14 protein-coding genes are annotated in these 16708 nt (G+C 66.7%); 9 read left to right on the top strand and 5 right to left on the bottom strand.

The window, feature by feature from the left end:
* The 3 genes from MF270_RS26825 (at position 1) to MF270_RS26815 (ending at position 1871) form a co-directional block, all read left to right on the top strand.
* Positions 1–642, top strand: a complete 642-nt coding sequence (locus MF270_RS26825; protein ID WP_238368697.1) for a DUF1326 domain-containing protein — start codon at positions 1–3, stop codon at positions 640–642.
* Position 643: 1 nt separating this feature from the next.
* The gene (locus MF270_RS26820; protein WP_238368696.1) at positions 644–1420 is read left to right on the top strand and encodes a DUF2182 domain-containing protein; all 777 of its coding nucleotides are present in this window, start codon (positions 644–646) and stop codon (positions 1418–1420) included.
* 181 nt (positions 1421–1601) lie between these two features.
* Positions 1602–1871, top strand: a complete 270-nt coding sequence (locus tag MF270_RS26815; protein ID WP_238368695.1) for a hypothetical protein — start codon at positions 1602–1604, stop codon at positions 1869–1871.
* Between the two features lie 67 nt (positions 1872–1938).
* Here MF270_RS26815 and pepT read toward each other — a convergent pair whose 3' ends face one another.
* The 4 genes from pepT to MF270_RS26795 form a co-directional block, all read right to left on the bottom strand.
* Positions 1939–3168, bottom strand: a complete 1230-nt coding sequence (gene pepT / locus MF270_RS26810; RefSeq protein ID WP_238368694.1) for a peptidase T — start codon at positions 3166–3168, stop codon at positions 1939–1941.
* Positions 3169–3233: 65 nt separating this feature from the next.
* The gene (locus MF270_RS26805) at positions 3234–3839 is read right to left on the bottom strand and encodes a calcium-binding protein (protein ID WP_238368693.1); all 606 of its coding nucleotides are present in this window, start codon (positions 3837–3839) and stop codon (positions 3234–3236) included.
* Positions 3787–4833, bottom strand: a complete 1047-nt coding sequence (locus tag MF270_RS26800; protein WP_238368692.1) for a calcium-binding protein — start codon at positions 4831–4833, stop codon at positions 3787–3789. The genes MF270_RS26805 and MF270_RS26800 overlap by 53 nt, the downstream gene beginning before the upstream one ends.
* Positions 4834–4892: 59 nt before the next feature.
* Entirely contained in the window at positions 4893–7442 is a 2550-nt protein-coding gene (locus MF270_RS26795) for a calcium-binding protein (protein ID WP_238368691.1), read from the bottom strand.
* Between the two features lie 154 nt (positions 7443–7596).
* Here MF270_RS26795 and MF270_RS26790 point away from each other — a divergent pair, with 154 nt between their 5' ends.
* From MF270_RS26790 to MF270_RS26765, 6 genes are all read left to right on the top strand, one after another.
* The gene (locus MF270_RS26790; RefSeq protein WP_238368690.1) at positions 7597–8355 is read left to right on the top strand and encodes a TSUP family transporter; all 759 of its coding nucleotides are present in this window, start codon (positions 7597–7599) and stop codon (positions 8353–8355) included.
* A gap of 89 nt (positions 8356–8444) precedes the next feature.
* Positions 8445–10361 (top strand): TRAP transporter permease, encoded by a 1917-nt coding sequence (locus MF270_RS26785; protein ID WP_238368689.1) that lies wholly within the window; start codon positions 8445–8447, stop codon positions 10359–10361.
* Positions 10358–11326 (top strand): TAXI family TRAP transporter solute-binding subunit, encoded by a 969-nt coding sequence (locus MF270_RS26780; protein WP_238368688.1) that lies wholly within the window; start codon positions 10358–10360, stop codon positions 11324–11326. Before MF270_RS26785 ends, MF270_RS26780 begins: the two co-directional genes overlap by 4 nt.
* A 309-nt stretch (positions 11327–11635) precedes the next feature.
* Positions 11636–12859: an AAA family ATPase gene (locus tag MF270_RS26775; RefSeq protein WP_238368687.1), complete on the top strand. Its 1224-nt coding sequence runs from the start codon at positions 11636–11638 to the stop codon at positions 12857–12859.
* On the top strand, positions 12859–13836 hold the full coding sequence (locus tag MF270_RS26770) for a ParB/RepB/Spo0J family partition protein (RefSeq protein ID WP_238368686.1): 978 nt from the start codon (positions 12859–12861) through the stop codon (positions 13834–13836). The genes MF270_RS26775 and MF270_RS26770 overlap by 1 nt, the downstream gene beginning before the upstream one ends.
* A 268-nt stretch (positions 13837–14104) precedes the next feature.
* Positions 14105–15217, top strand: coding sequence for a helix-turn-helix domain-containing protein (locus tag MF270_RS26765; protein WP_238368685.1), 1113 nt, complete (start codon positions 14105–14107; stop codon positions 15215–15217).
* Between the two features lie 283 nt (positions 15218–15500).
* Here the strand turns inward: MF270_RS26765 and selD are convergent.
* On the bottom strand, positions 15501–16708 hold a 1208-nt coding region (gene selD, locus MF270_RS26760), incomplete at its 5' end, for a selenide, water dikinase SelD (RefSeq protein ID WP_238368684.1).

Below are 16708 nucleotides of genomic sequence, written 5' to 3'. Positions count from 1 at the left end.
ATGACCCCCTGGGAAATCCACGGAACCGAACTCACCAACTGCAACTGCGCCTATGGCTGCCCCTGCCAGTTCAACGCGCTGCCCACCAACGGCACCTGCGAGGCGGCGATCTGCTTTCATGTCGACAAGGGCCACCACGGAGAGGTCTCGCTGGACGGGCTGAACTTCGCGGCCGTCGTCAAATGGCCCGGGGCGATCCATCTCGGCGAGGGCCGCATGCAGATCGTCATCGACGAGACGGCATCCCCGGACCAGCGCAAGGCTCTGGAACGGATCATGCGGGGTGAGGATACCGATGAGATGGCCACGATGTGGTGGGTCTATTCGATGATGTCGCCGCACAAGGAGCAGACCATTTTCAGGAAGTTCGACTATTCCTGCGATGTCGAGGCCCGGACCGGCGCAGTGCGGATCGACGGGGTCCTCGATCTGGACGCCGGCCCGATCATCAATCCCGTCACGGGCCAGCCGCATAGGGTGCGAATCGATATGGTCGGCGGGTTCGGATACGAGATCGCAGAGATGGGCAGCGCCACGACGCGGACCCATGGGCTGATCGACCTGCCCAACAACACCGACACCTACGCGCAGTTCAACGAGCTGCACTTCAACAACCACGGGTACATCAGGGCGGCTGCCTGACATGACCGAGGCCCTGACGCCGATCGAACGGCTGGTTGCGCGCGACAGACTGGTCGCGAGCGCCGCACTGGCCGCCGTCATCCTTGCGAGCTGGGGCTACCTGTGGATCGGCGCGGGCATGGAGATGCCGGCGTCGATGTCCGACATGGCCATGCCGGTGTCACCCGCGACATGGACGCCGGGCCTCGCGGCGACCATGTTCCTGATGTGGTGCGTCATGATGGCTGCCATGATGCTCCCCAGTGCCGCCCCGATGATCCTGCTCTATGCCGCCCTCGCCCGCCGGTCCGGCCGGCACGGGTCGACGCTTCTGCTGGCGTCGGGCTATGTGGTTGTCTGGTGCGGATTCAGCCTGCTCGCTGTCTTGGCCCAGTGGATCCTGGTGCGGCAGGGACTGCTTGAAGGGATGCGCAGCACCTCGGTTTCCTTCTCCGGCGTGCTGCTGCTCATGGCCGGCATCTATCAACTCACGCCCGCCAAGTCGGTCTGTTTGAAATACTGCCGATCCCCTGCGCAGGTCCTGACCCAAGGCTGGCGTCCCGGCCCCGGCGGTGCCTGGCACATGGGACTAAGCCATGGGCTCTACTGCGTGGGTTGCTGCTGGGCAATCATGCTCTTGCTGTTCTGGGGCGGTGTCATGAACATCGCCTGGATCGCCGCTTTGGCGGGATTTGTCCTCTTTGAAAAGCTGGTACGCCCCCGACCCGCCCTTGATCGCCTGATCGCCTGGGTGATGATCGGCGCCGGAGGGGCCCTGATCCTTGTCGGCCTGCGCTGACCACCCCGTCCGCGCTGCCACGGCCTGAGGGCGGGAGTAGAGGCCCGATCCAGCCTTCGGAGAACGAAGGAAGGGCGGGAGCGCATCCGCCAGCCGATCGAGGGCGGCGCGCCCTATGCGTCGCTCAAGCCGCGCGCCGAGGCGGCGGGAACGGAACGCGAATCCTGTCCGGCTGAAGGCGATGGAGGAGAAGGCGTCCACGACCGCGGTGCAGGTGTCCGTCGCGAACGTCCTCTTCGCGCGGGCCATCAACATGTTGGAGCCTCTGCTTGGCGACCCGGACAACGTGATCACACCACAATCTGCTCAGGTTCATCCATCGCAACGTTTCGCGCCCGATCCGGCGGCAGGCCACGGTGTCGCAGTGAGGCCGGAGGCCAACTTCGCGGCGCTGTTCGGGGCCGGTTGGGGCGCCGCTCCCGGCGATGCGCATGATCAACTGATCTGTTAAAGCATTGAAATCAAGTCGCGCCGGGGGGAGCGGACACCGCCGAAGTATTTTTGGAATAATGAAAGGGTTAGCGGACCGCTTTCTGGACCACGCCGAGACAGAGCTTGACCGCGACCTCCATGTCCTGGACCGAGATCCATTCGAGCGGGCCGTGGATGTTCTGCATGCCGGTGAAGAGGTTCGGACAGGGCGTGCCGAATTCCGTCAGGCGCGACCCGTCCGTACCGCCGCGTATGGGAACCGAGACCGGCTCGAGCCCCAGCGCGCGGCAGGCGTCCTGCGCCAGTTCGACCGGGGTCATGTCCTTTTCGAGCCAGTAGCGCATGTTGCGGTACTGGTGCGCGATGGTGCAGGTGATCTCGGCCCGCGGTTCGGTGGCCTGCACGGCATCGCAGATCTTGCGCACCAGGTCGCCCTTGGCCTCGAGGCCCGCCATCTCGAAATCGCGCAGGATCAGGGTGATCCGCATCTCGGTCGAGCCGCCCTCCATCCCCGTGACGTGGACAAAGCCCTCGCGGCCCTTTGTGGTCTCGGGCGCCATGGTGGCATGGGGCAGCATCTCGACGATCTTCGCGGCGACGGTCGTGGCGTTGACCATCTTGCCGGTGGCATAGCCGGGGTGGATCGACACGCCCTTGACGTTGATCTCGCAGCCATCGGCCGAGAAGCTCTCGAATTCGATCTCGCCCGGCAGCGCGCCGTCGAAGGTATAGGCCCAGTCGGCCTTGAGGTCAGCTGGCAGGTCCGGGGTGACGCCGCGCCCGATCTCTTCGTCCGGGGTGAAAGCCAGCCGGATCGGGCCGCGCTGGATCTCGGGGTGGGCCAGCAGATGCCGCGCGGCGGTCATCAGGATCGCCACGCCCGCCTTGTCGTCGGCGCCCAAGAGCGTGGTGCCCGAGGCGGTGATGATGTCGTGGCCCTGCTTGGTGGCGAGCTTGGGGAAAGCCTCGGGCGACAGGACGAGGTCGGGCGCGTCGGGAAAGGTGATGTCGCCGCCATTGTAGCCGCGTACCACGCGGGGCTTGACCCCGGTCGCGTTGAACTGCGGCGCGGTATCGACATGGGCGAGAAAGCCGATGGTGGGCCCGGGCGCCGTGCCGGGGATGGTCGCCAGCACCACGCCGTAATCGGTGAGGGTCACGTCCTCGGCGCCCATCTCCTCCAGCTCGGATTTCAGCAGGTTCAGCATGTCGAATTGGCAGGCGGTGCTGGGCACCGTGGGACTGTCGGCATCGCTTTGGCTGTCGATGGCGGCGTAGCGGGTGAGGCGGTCTTCCAGCTCGGGACAAAAGCTCATGGGTCACTCCTGTGGTTGCGCGCAGGAGGCCGCGCGGGGCGGCCAGTGTCAACCCGGCCGGCGGGTCAGAACGGCGTGATGTCGTCCAGCAGGCCGGTGGTGGAGGCGATGCCTTGCAGGCGCAGCGAGCTGTCCGCGGCGAAGGTCAGCAGCAGATCGCCACCGTCGACGGCTGCAATGGAGTCGAGGTAGGCCTGTGTCAGCTCTCCGCCCCAGAGCGCGTTTGCGACCTGAAGCGCGTCCTCGCCCAGGGTGTAATCCGTGATCACCATGTCGCCGATGGTCGCCGCGAAGACAAAGGTATCGTCGCCGAAACCGCCGGTCATCTTGTCGTCTCCGCCGGCCGCGTTCAGCGTGTCGCGGCCCGCGCCGGCATAGACCCGATCTGCGCCAAACGCGCCGGCTTGGGTATCGTCCAGCCACAGGTCGGCATAGGTCCCAAGCACCGCCGTATCGCGGCCCAGCCCGCCGATCACTGTGTCATTGCCGGCCCCGCCACGCACCAGGTCAGCCTCGTCGCCACCGTCCACGTGATCGTTGCCAGTCCCGCCGAACAGGGAGTCGCGTCCCTGCTGCCCTCGCAGGACATCGTTGCCGGACTGACCGTGAAACCGGTCGTCAAAACTGATCGAGTATCGCGAGTTGGCACTGAGGGTGTCGTTGCCGGACATGCCCCAGACCCGAGGCGTGAAAGTCGACGGACGCAGCCTTGAGCGCGTCGTCTCCTGCGCCAAGCCATACATGGGCGCGCGTTTCCATCACCACGACGTCGTTCCCGTCGCCCGCGTACACGACGGAATCTTGAGCGGCCTTGATGCTGTCGTCCCCGAGGCCGCCAAAGATTTCGGCGCCAGCGCCGATATCCCCCGTGACGGTGTCGTTGCCTGTGCCGCAGAATACGCGGCCCTCGATCGGGTTCCGCAGCACAAGTTCATCATCGCCAGAGCCCGCGTGAAGCTCGAGCCGAAGGACTGCGGACGCAGCATAGGCGCGGTAATCGACCTCGTCGTTGCCGTCGCCTAGCCAGATCATCGCCTCTCGTGTCGCCTCGAGGAAGACCCGGTCATGTCCTTGTCCGGCATAGACCGTGTCGCCGGGTACACTTACCTGAAAATTGTCATCTCCGGCATTTCCGTGCATCGTTGCATTGCCGCCGAAGCTGTAGAACCGGTCGTTCCCGCTCCCTCCGATCAAGGTATCGGCGCCTTCGGAGGCGAAGAGGACATCGTCACCCGCTTCGCCGTAGAGCAGGTCATCGCCCAGGCCACCGTCGAGGGAATCGTTGCCGTCTCCGCCGAACAGGGTGTCCATGCCATGCGCACCCGAAAGACTGTCGTCCATCAGCCCGCCGAACAGCAGGTCGTCGCCAAAGCCGCCGCCAAGGTAGTCCGAGCCGTTGCGTCCGAACAGGCGGTCGGCCCCGTCGCGGCCGAAAAGCGAATCCGCGCCCGACCCGCCGTCCAGCACATCGTCGTCATCGCCGCCGTCCAGGGTATCCCGGCCGGCTCCGCTCAGGATCGTGTCGGTCCCGGCATTGCCGAGAACCGAGTCCGCCCCGAGCCCCCCGACAAAGCTGTCGTCACCTGCGAGCAGGTCCACGACGTTGCCCAGGTCGTCTCCGGTTATGGTGTCATCGCCGGTGGTCGGCTCCGCTGAAATCGCCATGTCGTAATCGCCCCCTGTCAAATTCGGCCCGGCGGGGCCACGCCCCGCCATTCACCTGGTCAGCTGTCAAAGAAAATCCCGATATCCGCCAGCAAACCGGCGGTCGAGGTCACCCCCTCCAGCGTCAGGCTTGCATCCCCCGCAAGCGCCAGCACCAGGTCGGTGCCGTCGTCCACCGTGGCGATGCTGTCGAGGTAGGCCTGCGTGACCTCTCCGCCCCAGAGGGTGTTTTCAAAGCGCAGCACATCGGTGCCGACCTCGTAATCGGTGATCACCATCTGGCCGATGGTGGCGGCAAAGATGAAGGTGTCGGCCCCTGCCCCGCCGGTCAGCGTGTCATTGCCGCCCGCGCTGAGCATGGTGTCCCAGCCGCCGCCGCCAAAGACCACGTCGTCGCCGAAGGCGCCCTGCGTCTCGTCCGTCCAGTCGTCGAAGCCGGTGCCGAGGATCACGTAATCCGACCCCAGGCCCCCGCGCACCACGTCGTTGCCGTCGTTGCCATAGATCGTGTCGGCCTGGTCACCGCCCAGCACGGTGTCGGCGCCCTTGCCGGCGCGGATCCAGTCCGCACCCGCGCCGCCGTCGAACAGATCGAAGCCGTTGCCGCCCAGGATCGTGTCGTCGCCCGCCTCGCCGTAGACGCTGTCGTCGTTCAGCGGGCTGGCTTGCGTGTTGTCGAGGTACAGGTCATTCCCCGCCCCCATCCAGGCCGTATCCCGCCCGTTGCCTCCGTCGACGGTATCGTCACCGGCACCGGCAAAGATGCTGTCATGGCCCTTCTGTCCCTCAAGCCGGTCGCCGTGGTTTCCTCCGCTCAGCGTATCGACCCCCTGGCCGCCGCGCAGGATGCCGTTGCCGTTCGCCTCCGGGCTCGCGCTGCTTCCCAGTTGCAGGCGGTTGTCCTGTCCGTCCCCCTGCACCTCTGCATATCCGGCCCACCAGACGATATCCTCGATCCCGGCAAAGGTGACCCCGGTCGCCGCATCCTCGCCCAGCTCGTTGCGGACAAAGGCGCGGCCCTGGGTCATGTCGATGACGGCCGTGCCTTCGATCACGATCGGGATATCCGCGGTCTGGAACATCAGCGCATCCGTTCCGGCATTGCCATAGAACGTGTCCTGCTGATCGACGCCACCCAGCAGGCCCGTGGTGACGATCAGGTCATCCCCGGCGCCGCCGCGCACAAGGTCCTCTCCGAAATCGTAGCTGGTGCCGATGATGGGCAAGTCCTCGGCGTAAAGCGTGTCATTCCCGTCACCGCCGTCCAGCGTGTCGCTGCCGGATCCGCCGCGCAGGTCGTCGTCTCCACCGAGGCCTTCGATGCTGTCGCCGCCGCCCAGCCCGTTGATATCGTCGTCGCCCTCGGTGCCCAGCAGCACATCCGGCCCCTCGGTCGGCTCGGCCGGCGCGAGGCCGGTCTGGAACACCTGGCCGAAGACACCGAAGCCGTCGCCGTCCTGCCCCATCGAGACCCAGGCCGCCACGATGTTGCCATCGGCAAGGGTCGTCACGCTGGGAAACTCCTGCCGGTCGGTGGTGGTCGTGTTGACCCTGAACTCGGTCCCCACCTTGGTGGCGCTGGCGTCAAAGCGCTGGCCGAAGATGCCGGTGCCGCTCCCGTCGGCCGCCTCGTCTTCCCACGTCACGACGAACCCGCCGTCGGGCAAGGCCGTCACCTCGGGCTGCCACTGGCTTTCGATCAGCGTGGTGTTGATGCGGAAATCGCTGCCGATGGGCACGCCGTCGCTGCCCACGAGCCGGCCGTAGACGCCGCTTTCGGGATCGCCGCCGGAAAACTCGTCGGCAAAGCTTTCCCATACGGCCACGTATCCACCCGAGGCAAGCGCGGCCACCCCGACCTCGACCTGGTTGTTGTTGATGATTGTGTTCAGCTGGAGCTGGCCGCCAACCGCCGCACCCGTGGAACCGTAACGCTGGGCGAAGATGCCGGCGCGGTCGCCGTCCGACCCGGCGCCGGCGCCAAAGAAGACGCCGCTTTCCCAGGTGACGACCCAGCCGCCATCCAGCAATGGCGTGATCGCCGGGTCCTGCTGGAAGCCCGCCGTGACCGTGTTGACCAGCAGCTCGGGCGTCAGCGTGGCGCCGGCGGAATCGTAGCGGCGCATGTAGACGCCGTAGTCGTCGCCGTCCTGGAACCGCGAATGCCAGGCGATGACCCAGCCGCCATCCGGCAGCCCGGCGACCACGGGGAAGGATTGGCTGCCGCTGGTGGTGCCGTTGACCTGGAACATGGGTCCGGTCGCCACGCCCGAGGCGTCGAAGCGCCGGGCAAAGACGCCTTCCTGGTCGCCGTCATAGGTGTGGAAGGTGACGATGAACCCGCCATCGGCCAGCGCCGCGCCCTGCGGGCGGTTCATGTCGAGATCGGGCGAGAAGCCGGCAAAGAGGTTCAACTCGACCGACGCCTCAGCGCCGCCGGCGGTAAAGAGCTTGCCCGCGATGCCGTTGAAAAAGCCCGTCTCGAGGATCGGGTCGTCGCTTTCGAACAGCGCGACAAAGCCACCGCCCGCGAGCGGGACGAGATCGACCATGTCCTGGTCGCCCTGAATGGAAGAATGGATCTGGAATTCGGTACCGAGCGGAGTCATGAAATGCCCTCTTGATATGCGCGTGCCTTGCGCGGCAAGTGTTGCGGAGGCGTGCCGCCCCGGTCAACCCAAGGCAGAGACATGACGGCACCTGTCACCCTTGCCGCGGCCATCGCGCCCCCCTACCCTGCCCCGCAGTCCTGCCGGAGATCCCATGTTCGACATCCTGTCCGGGCCGCTTGCCCCGCCCTTGCTGGCGGGTCTCGCCGCGGCCAGCTTTGCCGGGTCCTTCATGACCGCGGCGCTTGGCCTGGGCGGCGGGCTGTTCCTGCTGGCGGTGATGGCCGCGATCCTGCCGCCCGCCGCACTGATCCCGGTGCACGGGGTGGTACAGCTTGGCTCGAACCTCGGGCGCGCCACCGTGCTGCGCGCCCATGTCTTCTGGGCGCCCGTCCCGGCCTTTGCCGGCGGCGCGGTGATCGGCGTGCTGCTGGGCGGGCTGGTCGCGGTCTCGATCCCGCCGGAACTTGGCCGGCTCGGGATCGGGCTGTTCGTGCTGTGGTCGACGCTGGCGACACCGCCGCGCTGGCTCAAGGGGATGCCGGCGCTGACCGGGGCCGTGACGTCCGGCCTGACGATGCTGTTCGGCGCCACGGGGCCCTTCGTCGCCAGCTACGTCCGCGCGCTGGCGCTGCCGCGCCACGGCTACGTCGCCACGCACGCGACGCTGATGGTGCTGCAACACGTGCTGAAGACGCTCGCCTTCGGCACGCTCGGGTTCGCCTTTGCCCCCTGGATCGGCCCCATCGCGCTGCTGATCGGCTGCGGGCTGCTGGGCACGCTGGCCGGCAAGCAGGTGCTTGACCGGGTGACGGACCATGGCTTCGACCGGGTGTTGAAATGGTTGCTGGTGGGGCTCGCGCTGTGGCTGATCTGGCAGGGCGTGTCGGGGTTGGCCTCATCGCGGCAATAGGAATTTCCAATGGTTTCCGGGTGAATTTGATGTGGTTTTCCTTGGCCGGGGGACGCTAACCTCGACCCGACGACAAGGGGGGAGCGCCGATGACGGCAAAGAAACCGGCTGGGGCACGGGCTGCGCTGATTGCCACGCTGGCCAGTGCCATGGTCGTGGCCTGCATCCTGTGGAACCTCAGCGTGCCCACGCGGATCGGCATGGCCATCCTGACGCAGCAATACATGGCCTTCCAGCTGGGGCTGGCGCTGACGCTCGCCTATCTCCTCTACGGCTGGGGCGGGCAGGAAAAGACCCGCACCGGCTGGATTGACGCCGGGATAGCGCTGCTGGCCTTCGGTACGCTGATGTATTGTGCCTATGACTTCGTCTGGCTCCTGCGCGAACAGCCCTACCGGCCCTGGCAGATCACCTTTGTCGGCGCCGTGGTCACATTGACGGTGATGGAGGGCATCCGCCGCCGCGCCGGCTGGATGCTGTTTTCCATCGTCGGCGTCTTCCTCGTCTACGCCCTGTTCGCCGATCTCGTGCCGGGGCGACTGATCGGCAAGGCGCTGAGCGTCGAGCGGCTGGTGGGCTACGTCGGCTTCGACCCCAACGCGGTGTTCTCGACACCCCTCGCGGTCGGCACGATCATCGTCCTGCTCTTCGTCTTCTTCGGCCAGCTGCTGTTCGCGGCGGGCGGCGGCTCCTTCTTCACCGACCTCGCCATGGCTGCGACGGGCCGTTCGCGCGGGGGCTCGGCCAAGATCTCGGTCGTCGGATCGGCCTTGTTCGGGTCTATTTCCGGCTCGGCCGTGTCGAACGTGGTGACCACGGGCGTCGTCACGATCCCGCTGATGAACCGCTCGGGCTATACCAAGCGCGACGCCGGCGCGATCGAGGCCGTCGCCTCGACCGGTGGCCAGCTGACGCCGCCGATCATGGGCGCGGCCGCTTTCCTGATGGCCGAGTTCCTCGACATCCCCTACCTGCAGGTCGCGGGCGCGGCGCTGCTGCCCGCGCTGCTGTACTACCTGTCGGTCTTTGCCCAGGTCGACCTGATCGCCGGGCGCGACGACATCCAGAACACCGATCACGATGCGCTGACCACCCGCCAGGTGCTGGCCGAGGGCTGGCATTTCGCCCTGCCCTTCGGCCTCTTGCTCGCGGCGCTCTTCTGGTGGCGCATGGACCCTGAGGAAAGCGCCCTGCTCGCCTCGGTCGCCATCGTCGCCGTGGGGATGCTGCGCGGCTATCGTGGAGAGCGGCTGACCCTGAAGCGGCTGGGCGAAGTGTTCGTCGAAACCGGCACCTCGATGGTCAACCTGATCCTCGTGGTGGCGGCGGCGGGCTTTGTCATCGGCATCCTCAACATCACCGGGCTCGGCTTTGCGCTGACGCTGGTGCTGGTGGATGCGGTGGGCTCGAATGTGGCTCTGTTGCTGGGCATTTCGGCGATCATCTGCATCGTGCTGGGCATGGGCATGCCCACCTCGGGCGTCTACGTCCTGCTGGCCGCGCTCGTCGCGCCCAGCCTGGTCGAGGCCGGGATCGACCAGATCGCTGCCCATCTCTTCATCCTCTATTTCGGGATGCTGTCGATGATCACGCCGCCCGTGGCGCTTGCCGCCTATGCCGCGGCGACGATCACCCGCGATGACCCGCTGGCCACCGGCGTGGCGGCAATGCGGGTGGGCTGGGCGTCCTTCCTGATCCCGTTCCTGTTCGTGGCAACCCCGGCCCTGCTGGGCAACGGCAGCTGGGGCCAGATCGCCTTTGCGCTGGTCCTGTCGGGTATCGGCATCCTCGCCGTCACCGCCGGTATCGTCGGCTTCTGGGGCCGCCGCCTTGGCCCTGCCCTGCGCACGGTGATGACGCTGGCAGGACTCGTCGCCATGCCGCTCGGTTTCTGGGACACCGGGCCGATCATCCATTCCGCGGCCGCCGCCCTGGCGGCCCTACTCGCCCTGTGGCTCACGCTGCAGGGACGCTCCACCAAACCAACCGGGAGGGTTGAACCATGAAGACCATGAAACTCGGGCTGGCCGCGCTTGGCCTTGCCCTGGCCGCAGGCACTGCCAGCGCCCAGGTCGTGACCGTCGCCAGCGGCGCGCAGGGCTCGCTGGCCTACAACACCGGCCAGGCCGTCGCCAAGGTCGCCAACGACGCCGGCATCACCGCGCGCACCCAACCGCTGGTCGGCTACCTGCCCCTGATCAACTCGGGCGAGGTCGATTTCGGCTTTTCCAACGGGGTCGAGGCGGAATATGCCGTTGCCGGCACCGGCAATTACGACCGCGCGCACCCGAACCTGCGCCTGGTCGGCACCATGTTCAACCTGACGACTGGCATCATGGCGCCCTGCGACCTCGGCCTCGACACCGTGGCCGAGTTGAAGGAGAAGGCCGCCGACCTGCGGATCGCATCCGAATACACCTCGTCCACCATCATTCCCTTCTACATCATGGGCGGGCTGGCCAATGCCGGGCTGACCTATGACGATTTCCAGCAGGTCCCGGTGGCCAGCTTCGTCGCGGGCATCGACGCGCTTGGCGACGGGCTGGTGGACGTGGCGCTGGTGTCGCTGAACGCGGGCGCGGGGCAGCAGGCCTCGGTCAAGCTGCAATCGCGCGGCGGGCTGTGCTACATCTCGCTCGATGACAGCGACGCGGGCCGCGCCGCGTTCAAAGAGTTCCTGCCCGCCGGCAAGATCGTCAGCCTGCCACAGAACGAGAACGTCAACGGGCTGCAGGCCCATGGCGCGAACCTGATGGCGATCCCGTGGATGATGCTGACCAATGCCGATGTCAGCGATGACCTTGTCTACCAGATGACCCGGACTGTGGCCGAGAACAAGGACGCGCTCAAGGCGTCCTTTGGCGCCTTCGGCCAGTTCGACGCCCAGGCGATGGCCCCGGCGAACAGCGCCGAGTACCATCCCGGTGCGCTGCGCTATTTCGAAGAGGCCGGCATTCCCGTCGGCGAGTGATCCCCGGCGCAAACAGGTCACCGGGGCGTGCGGCGAGGCCGCGCGCCCCTTTTTCATGACCCGGCCGCATGCCCGATTCGGCTGAATGACGGCTTGACCTGCCCTCCTGCCCCGCACAAGATGTAGCGAAGGCATCGGGAGCAGCCACTATGGCTGCGTCATACCTCCAATGTTTTCAAGAGCTTGCCGGATATCATCGCACGACCAGTCTGTCACCGCCCAGACCCTATGTCAGGAAGTTCTGGAAATCTCGCCCATTGGTGATATAGAGACTGAAAACAAACAATAAACCAAACGGGCAGTCTCACCATGGCCAGCGGGCTTCTTGCGTCCGAGCAATTGATGGAGTTCTCCTCCATCGTCGACACCGCGCTGACGCAGCAGCGCGAATTGCTCCACGCCCCCGACAAGCGCAAGTCGGACAAGCCGATGCGCTCTTTCTCCGTGCGCGAGGTCTCGACCGCGCTGCGGATTAAGTACAATTCCCTGCGCCAGTACCTCAACACGCTGCCCGACATGCCGCAAGGCACGCTCGAAGCCGGGAACCGCAAGTTCTTTACCTCGGAAGAGATCAACCAGATCCTGTCGGTGCTCTACCGCGAGGGCAAGATCGACGACAACCGCTTCCCCCGGCGGCTGGAGGGCGACAGCCAGGCGCGGCTGGTGGTCTACAACCTCAAGGGCGGGGTGTCGAAGACCTCGCTCTCGGTGAACCTCGCCCAGTTCCTGGCGCTCAGGGGCTATCGCATCCTGGCCGTCGACCTCGACCCGCAGGCCAGCTTTTCCGACATGTTCGACGTGCAGGCCGATCTGGATCGGCTGCCCTCGATCTACGACGTGCTGCGCTATGCCGACCCCGAGACCGGCGAGGGGCCGATCCCGATCACGCAGGCGATCCATCCGACCTATGTGCCCAATATCGACCTCGTGCCGGGGTCGATGTCGATGACCGAGTTCGAATACGAGACCTCGGCCTCGTTCCGCGGCGGGGCCGATGGCACGCCCTTCCACCGCCGCATCGCCGACGCGCTTGAGGCGGTGGACGACGCCTATGACCTCGTCATCTTCGACACGCCGCCGCACATGTCCTTTGCGGTCATCGCGGCGGTCTTTGCCGCGACCGGCATGCTGATCCCGCTGTCGGCGGGCATGCTCGACGTCGTCTCGCTGGCCAAGTTCCTCGAGCTTGCCGCCGGCACGATGCAGGTGGTCGAACAGCACCAGGACAAGCGCTACGATTTCATCCGCTTCTGCCTCACCCGCTACTCGGCCTCGGACCCGGCGCAGCTGCAGCTGTCGTCCTTCCTGCGCTCGCATCTGGGCGGCGCCATGCTGCGGCACGATTTCGTCAGCTCGACCGCGATCGCCGATGCCGGGAACACGATGAACCCGCTGCTGGAGCTCGACCCGTCGAGCTTCCACCGCAAGACCTACGACCGCATTTTCGAAAGCCTGCAGGGCATCGCCGACGAGGTGGATGCCGAGATCATGCGCGCCTGGGGCCGTACCCCTGTCGCGCGGGAGGAGAGCTGATGGCACGCAAGACCCGGCAGGCCTTTCCGTCCGGCCCCGACGGCCCCACGCCCAGCCCGGCGCTTGACGCGGACGACACCCGCCCCATGGCCACCCGCCGTGCGCCGATGTTCGCCAAGGGCGCGGCCAGCCTAGAGACGGCGGCGCGGTCTGCCGCGGCCGAGGAGCGGATGTATCGCAACATCGCGGTCGAGCTGATCGACCCCTCGCCCATCCGCGACCGGATCGACCTGACCGAGGATCTCGAGACGCTGAAGACCAGCCTGCGCGAGGACGGCCAGCAGATCCCGATCCTGTTGCGCCCGGGCAAGGTCACGGGCCGCTACGAGATCGTCACCGGCCGCCGCCGGTTGCAGGCCACGCGCGAGCTGGGGCTGCCGACGATCCAGGCCTTTGTGCGGCCGCTGTCGGATGCCGATGCCTTCGTGGCCCAGGGGGTCGAGAACAACGCAAGGCTCGAGACCTCCTTTATCGAACGCGCCCGCACCATCGTCTCGGCGCTGGACGCGGGGTTCAAGCAGACCGAGGTGGAACGCTTTCTTGGTGTCGACCAGACCATGATCTCGCGGATGAAGACGATCTACGAGGGCCTGGGCGAAACGCTCGTGCTGGCCATCGGTCCCGCGCGCGGGGTCGGCCGGCGCAAGTGGGACCGGCTGCAGAAACTGGTCTCCGAGGGCGGCCATGATCGCACGGCGCTGGCGGGCGCCCTGCCCCGGGATCAACCCAGCGTCGAGCGGTTCGAGGCCCTGCTGGCCCGGCTCGAGGCGACCCCGGCGCCCGCGCGCAAGCCCGTGCCGCGCAAACCGGTCCCCAGGGGCAAGCTGGCGGACGGGCGTCTGTCGGCCCGGCGCAGCGGGCGCAAGCTGGTGCTCGAGGCGGACAAAACCCTGCCAACCGGGTTCTTCGACTACCTGGAGAAGGCGCTGCCAGATTTGCTGGAGGCGTTTGATAAGGAAGGGAAAAAGGATGATTGAGTCGCCCTGTATGACCGCGGTCATAGGTCCCTGCCCCAGCCCGGCCATGTGGCCCTGATTTTCACCGCGCTCCAGGTCCCGGAACAAGGGGCCAGGCGCAAACGCAACCCAGAGGAACGGAGCAGACACGAGGCAAAAGAAAACCCCCCAAAGCCGGAGCCTTGAAGGGTTTCCCAAGATGTGTAGCAATTTCTTGGTACTCCCGCAGGTCTTAAAATTCAACACCGAACTTCGGTGGCCGGTCGGATTTTGCCGTCTGAAATGTGAGATGAGCTATCAAGACCCGACGCTTTGCGGCGTCCGGGGCGGGGATCCTTTGCGCCCTGCCCCCCGTCCCGGCAGGTTTGTCGTGGACCGCTGGCAGGTATTGCAACTGGTCAAGGACACCGCCCGCGACACCGGGATCGGAGAGCGCGAAATCGCCGTGCTGTCGGCCCACCTGAGTGTGCTGGCCAAGGGGCCCGTGCGGGCGGACCAGCTGCTGGTCTCCTATGCGCAGGTTAGCGGCATCCTCGACCGGGCCAATTGCATGGACGAACGCCGCTTTCGGCGTGGCGAGGCGCGGCTGGAAGAGCTGGGCTTCGTCATCCGCAAGCTGTCGGCCAACGGGCGGCGCTACCCGGTGAGGGACGGCAAGGGCCAGGTGGTGGACGCCTATGGCATCGACCTGCGCCCCCTCTTCCTGCGGCTTGACGAGCTGGAGGCGACGCGCGCCAGCCGTCACGAAGAGCAGCAGCGCCGCGCCGCCCTGCGCAGCCGGATCAGCGCCCGTGTGTCCGCGGTCAAGCGCCTGGCCGAGGCGCACCTGGGCCACGTTCCCGAGGCCCTGATCGCCCTTGGGCAGGAGATCCGCAACCTCCTGCGCCGGGCCACGGCCAGCCTCGCGGACATGGCCCGGGCCGAGACCGCGCTCGAGGCCGCTGCAGCGCAATGGGACAGTGCAGACGCGCCGGAACGCCCTGCCCCCGACATGCCGGTGCCGGACACATCGGCCGTCGATGCCGGACAGAATGCCCGGCATACAGACTCCCCAATGAAAAGAAATACAAGAGCTGTGGCGCGTGCAGAGGCCGTCTCGGTTCCCGATGTCTGGCGTCGCTGCCCGGAAGTGTCGGCCTGTTTTCCCTCTCCGCCCACCGGCCCGAGAGAGGCCAACGAGAGGCTTGTCATTTTTTCAAGTTTTCTTGGACTGGGACAGCAAGCGGTGACCTCGGCGCTTGAACTGATGGGCTGGGCGCGCGTGCTGATCGCGCTGGATTACATGGCCGGTCGGATCGAGACCATCAAGAACCCGGATGGGTACCTCGCCCACATGGCCCGCGCCTACAAGTCCGGACAGGTCATTGCCGGCGGCAGGCTCAGGATCGGGCAGGACATATGACCGCGGTCATAAGTGCCGCGAAGAGAATAGGAACGATGCGATCAGATTACCGGCGGGCCAGTTCGATGGCATCCGGCTGGCTGTCCTGCCAGGCCCCCAGCGGAAACGCCAAGAGCTGGACGATCAATCCGGCGACCAGGAATATCGGTCCGGCATGTTTGCGCATGTATCACCTGCATTCAAAATCATTTCCGACCTAGCAGGAATGATTGCGCCGCCCTAGTGCGGCATTCCTTACCTTTCTGTGAACCAAGGCCAGAGTCCAAGGGGAATTCAGGGCATGTCACTTCAGCCGCAGGCTTGGCGGTCCGGCTTCGACATCGCCGATATGCACCGCCATCTCTCCGGCCGCGTGCAGTGCGTGCAGCAGGTCCGAGAGCGCGGTTTCGGGCACGGCAGCCAGCAGCCCGCCAGCGGTCTGCGGGTCCCAGAGCAGCCGGGCCCGGGGATCCTCGGGATCGGCGCCAAAAACGGGCGCATTCAGTGCATTGGGCCGAAACAGGGTCGAATGCTGGCCGGCCCCGGACATCTCGAGCGCGCCGTCGTAAAGCGGGATCGCCTCGAGATCCAGCGCGATGGCGACACCGCTTTCCAGGGCGATGGCCAGCGCGTGACCGGCCAGGCCAAAGCCCGTCACATCGGTCATCGCATGGGCCACGGGGCCCAGTTCGCGCGCCGCCGCGCCCTGCGGGCGGGCCATTTCCGCCCAGAGCGTCGCGATGTCGCGCCCGCGTGCCTTGCCCAACATTTCAGCAGCCAGCAGGGTGCCAGAGCCGATCGGACGGGTCAACACCAGCGCATCGCCGGGCTGCGCGCCGGCCACGGTGAGCGCCGGGCCATCGCAAAGGCCGGTCAGGGTGAACCCGATGGTCAGCTCGGCCCCCATGGTGGAATGGCCGCCGACCAGCGCCGCACCCTCGGGATCAAGGACGGCGCGGGTGGCGGTCATGATCTCGTCCATGGTGCGGCGTTGCAGCGCCGGGGACATGCGCGGCAGGATGATCTGCGCCAGCGCCGCCTGGGGCCGGGCGCCCATGGCCCAGATGTCCCCCAGCGCGTGCAGGGCGGTGATGCGGGCCATCAGGGCCGGGTCCTCGACGAAGCTGCGCAGGTGGTCCGTGGTCATGACCTGCACCGCGCCGCCGGTCTGCAGCACGGCTGCGTCGTCGCCGGGGCCCGACAGGATATCCGGGCGGCTGAGCGGCGGAAGGTCGGCCAGCGCCGCGGTGAGCACGTCGCCGCCGATCTTGGCGCCGCAACCGCCGCAGAGCGGCTTGTCGGCGAGGATCTCGCTGACGCCCTCGGCCAGCGTGTCCGGCAGGGCAGGGGGCGCCATCTGGGGCAGGTCCTGCAGCATCGCCATGAAGCGCCGGTCGATCCGGTCCTTCCAGCGCCAGAGCAGCGGCCCGGCGGGCGCAAACCCGGCCTTGTCGGCCAGCGCGGTCTTGCCGCCCAGCGAGACCAGTTTCAGGAACCCTTTCTGCGGCCGGT

The sequence above is a fragment of the Mesobacterium pallidum genome (assembly GCF_019966535.1).
GTDB lineage: Bacteria > Pseudomonadota > Alphaproteobacteria > Rhodobacterales > Rhodobacteraceae > Mesobacterium > Mesobacterium pallidum.
The sequence above is the reverse complement of the archived record's forward strand: the minus strand, read 5'-3'. Positions and strand labels throughout refer to the sequence as shown.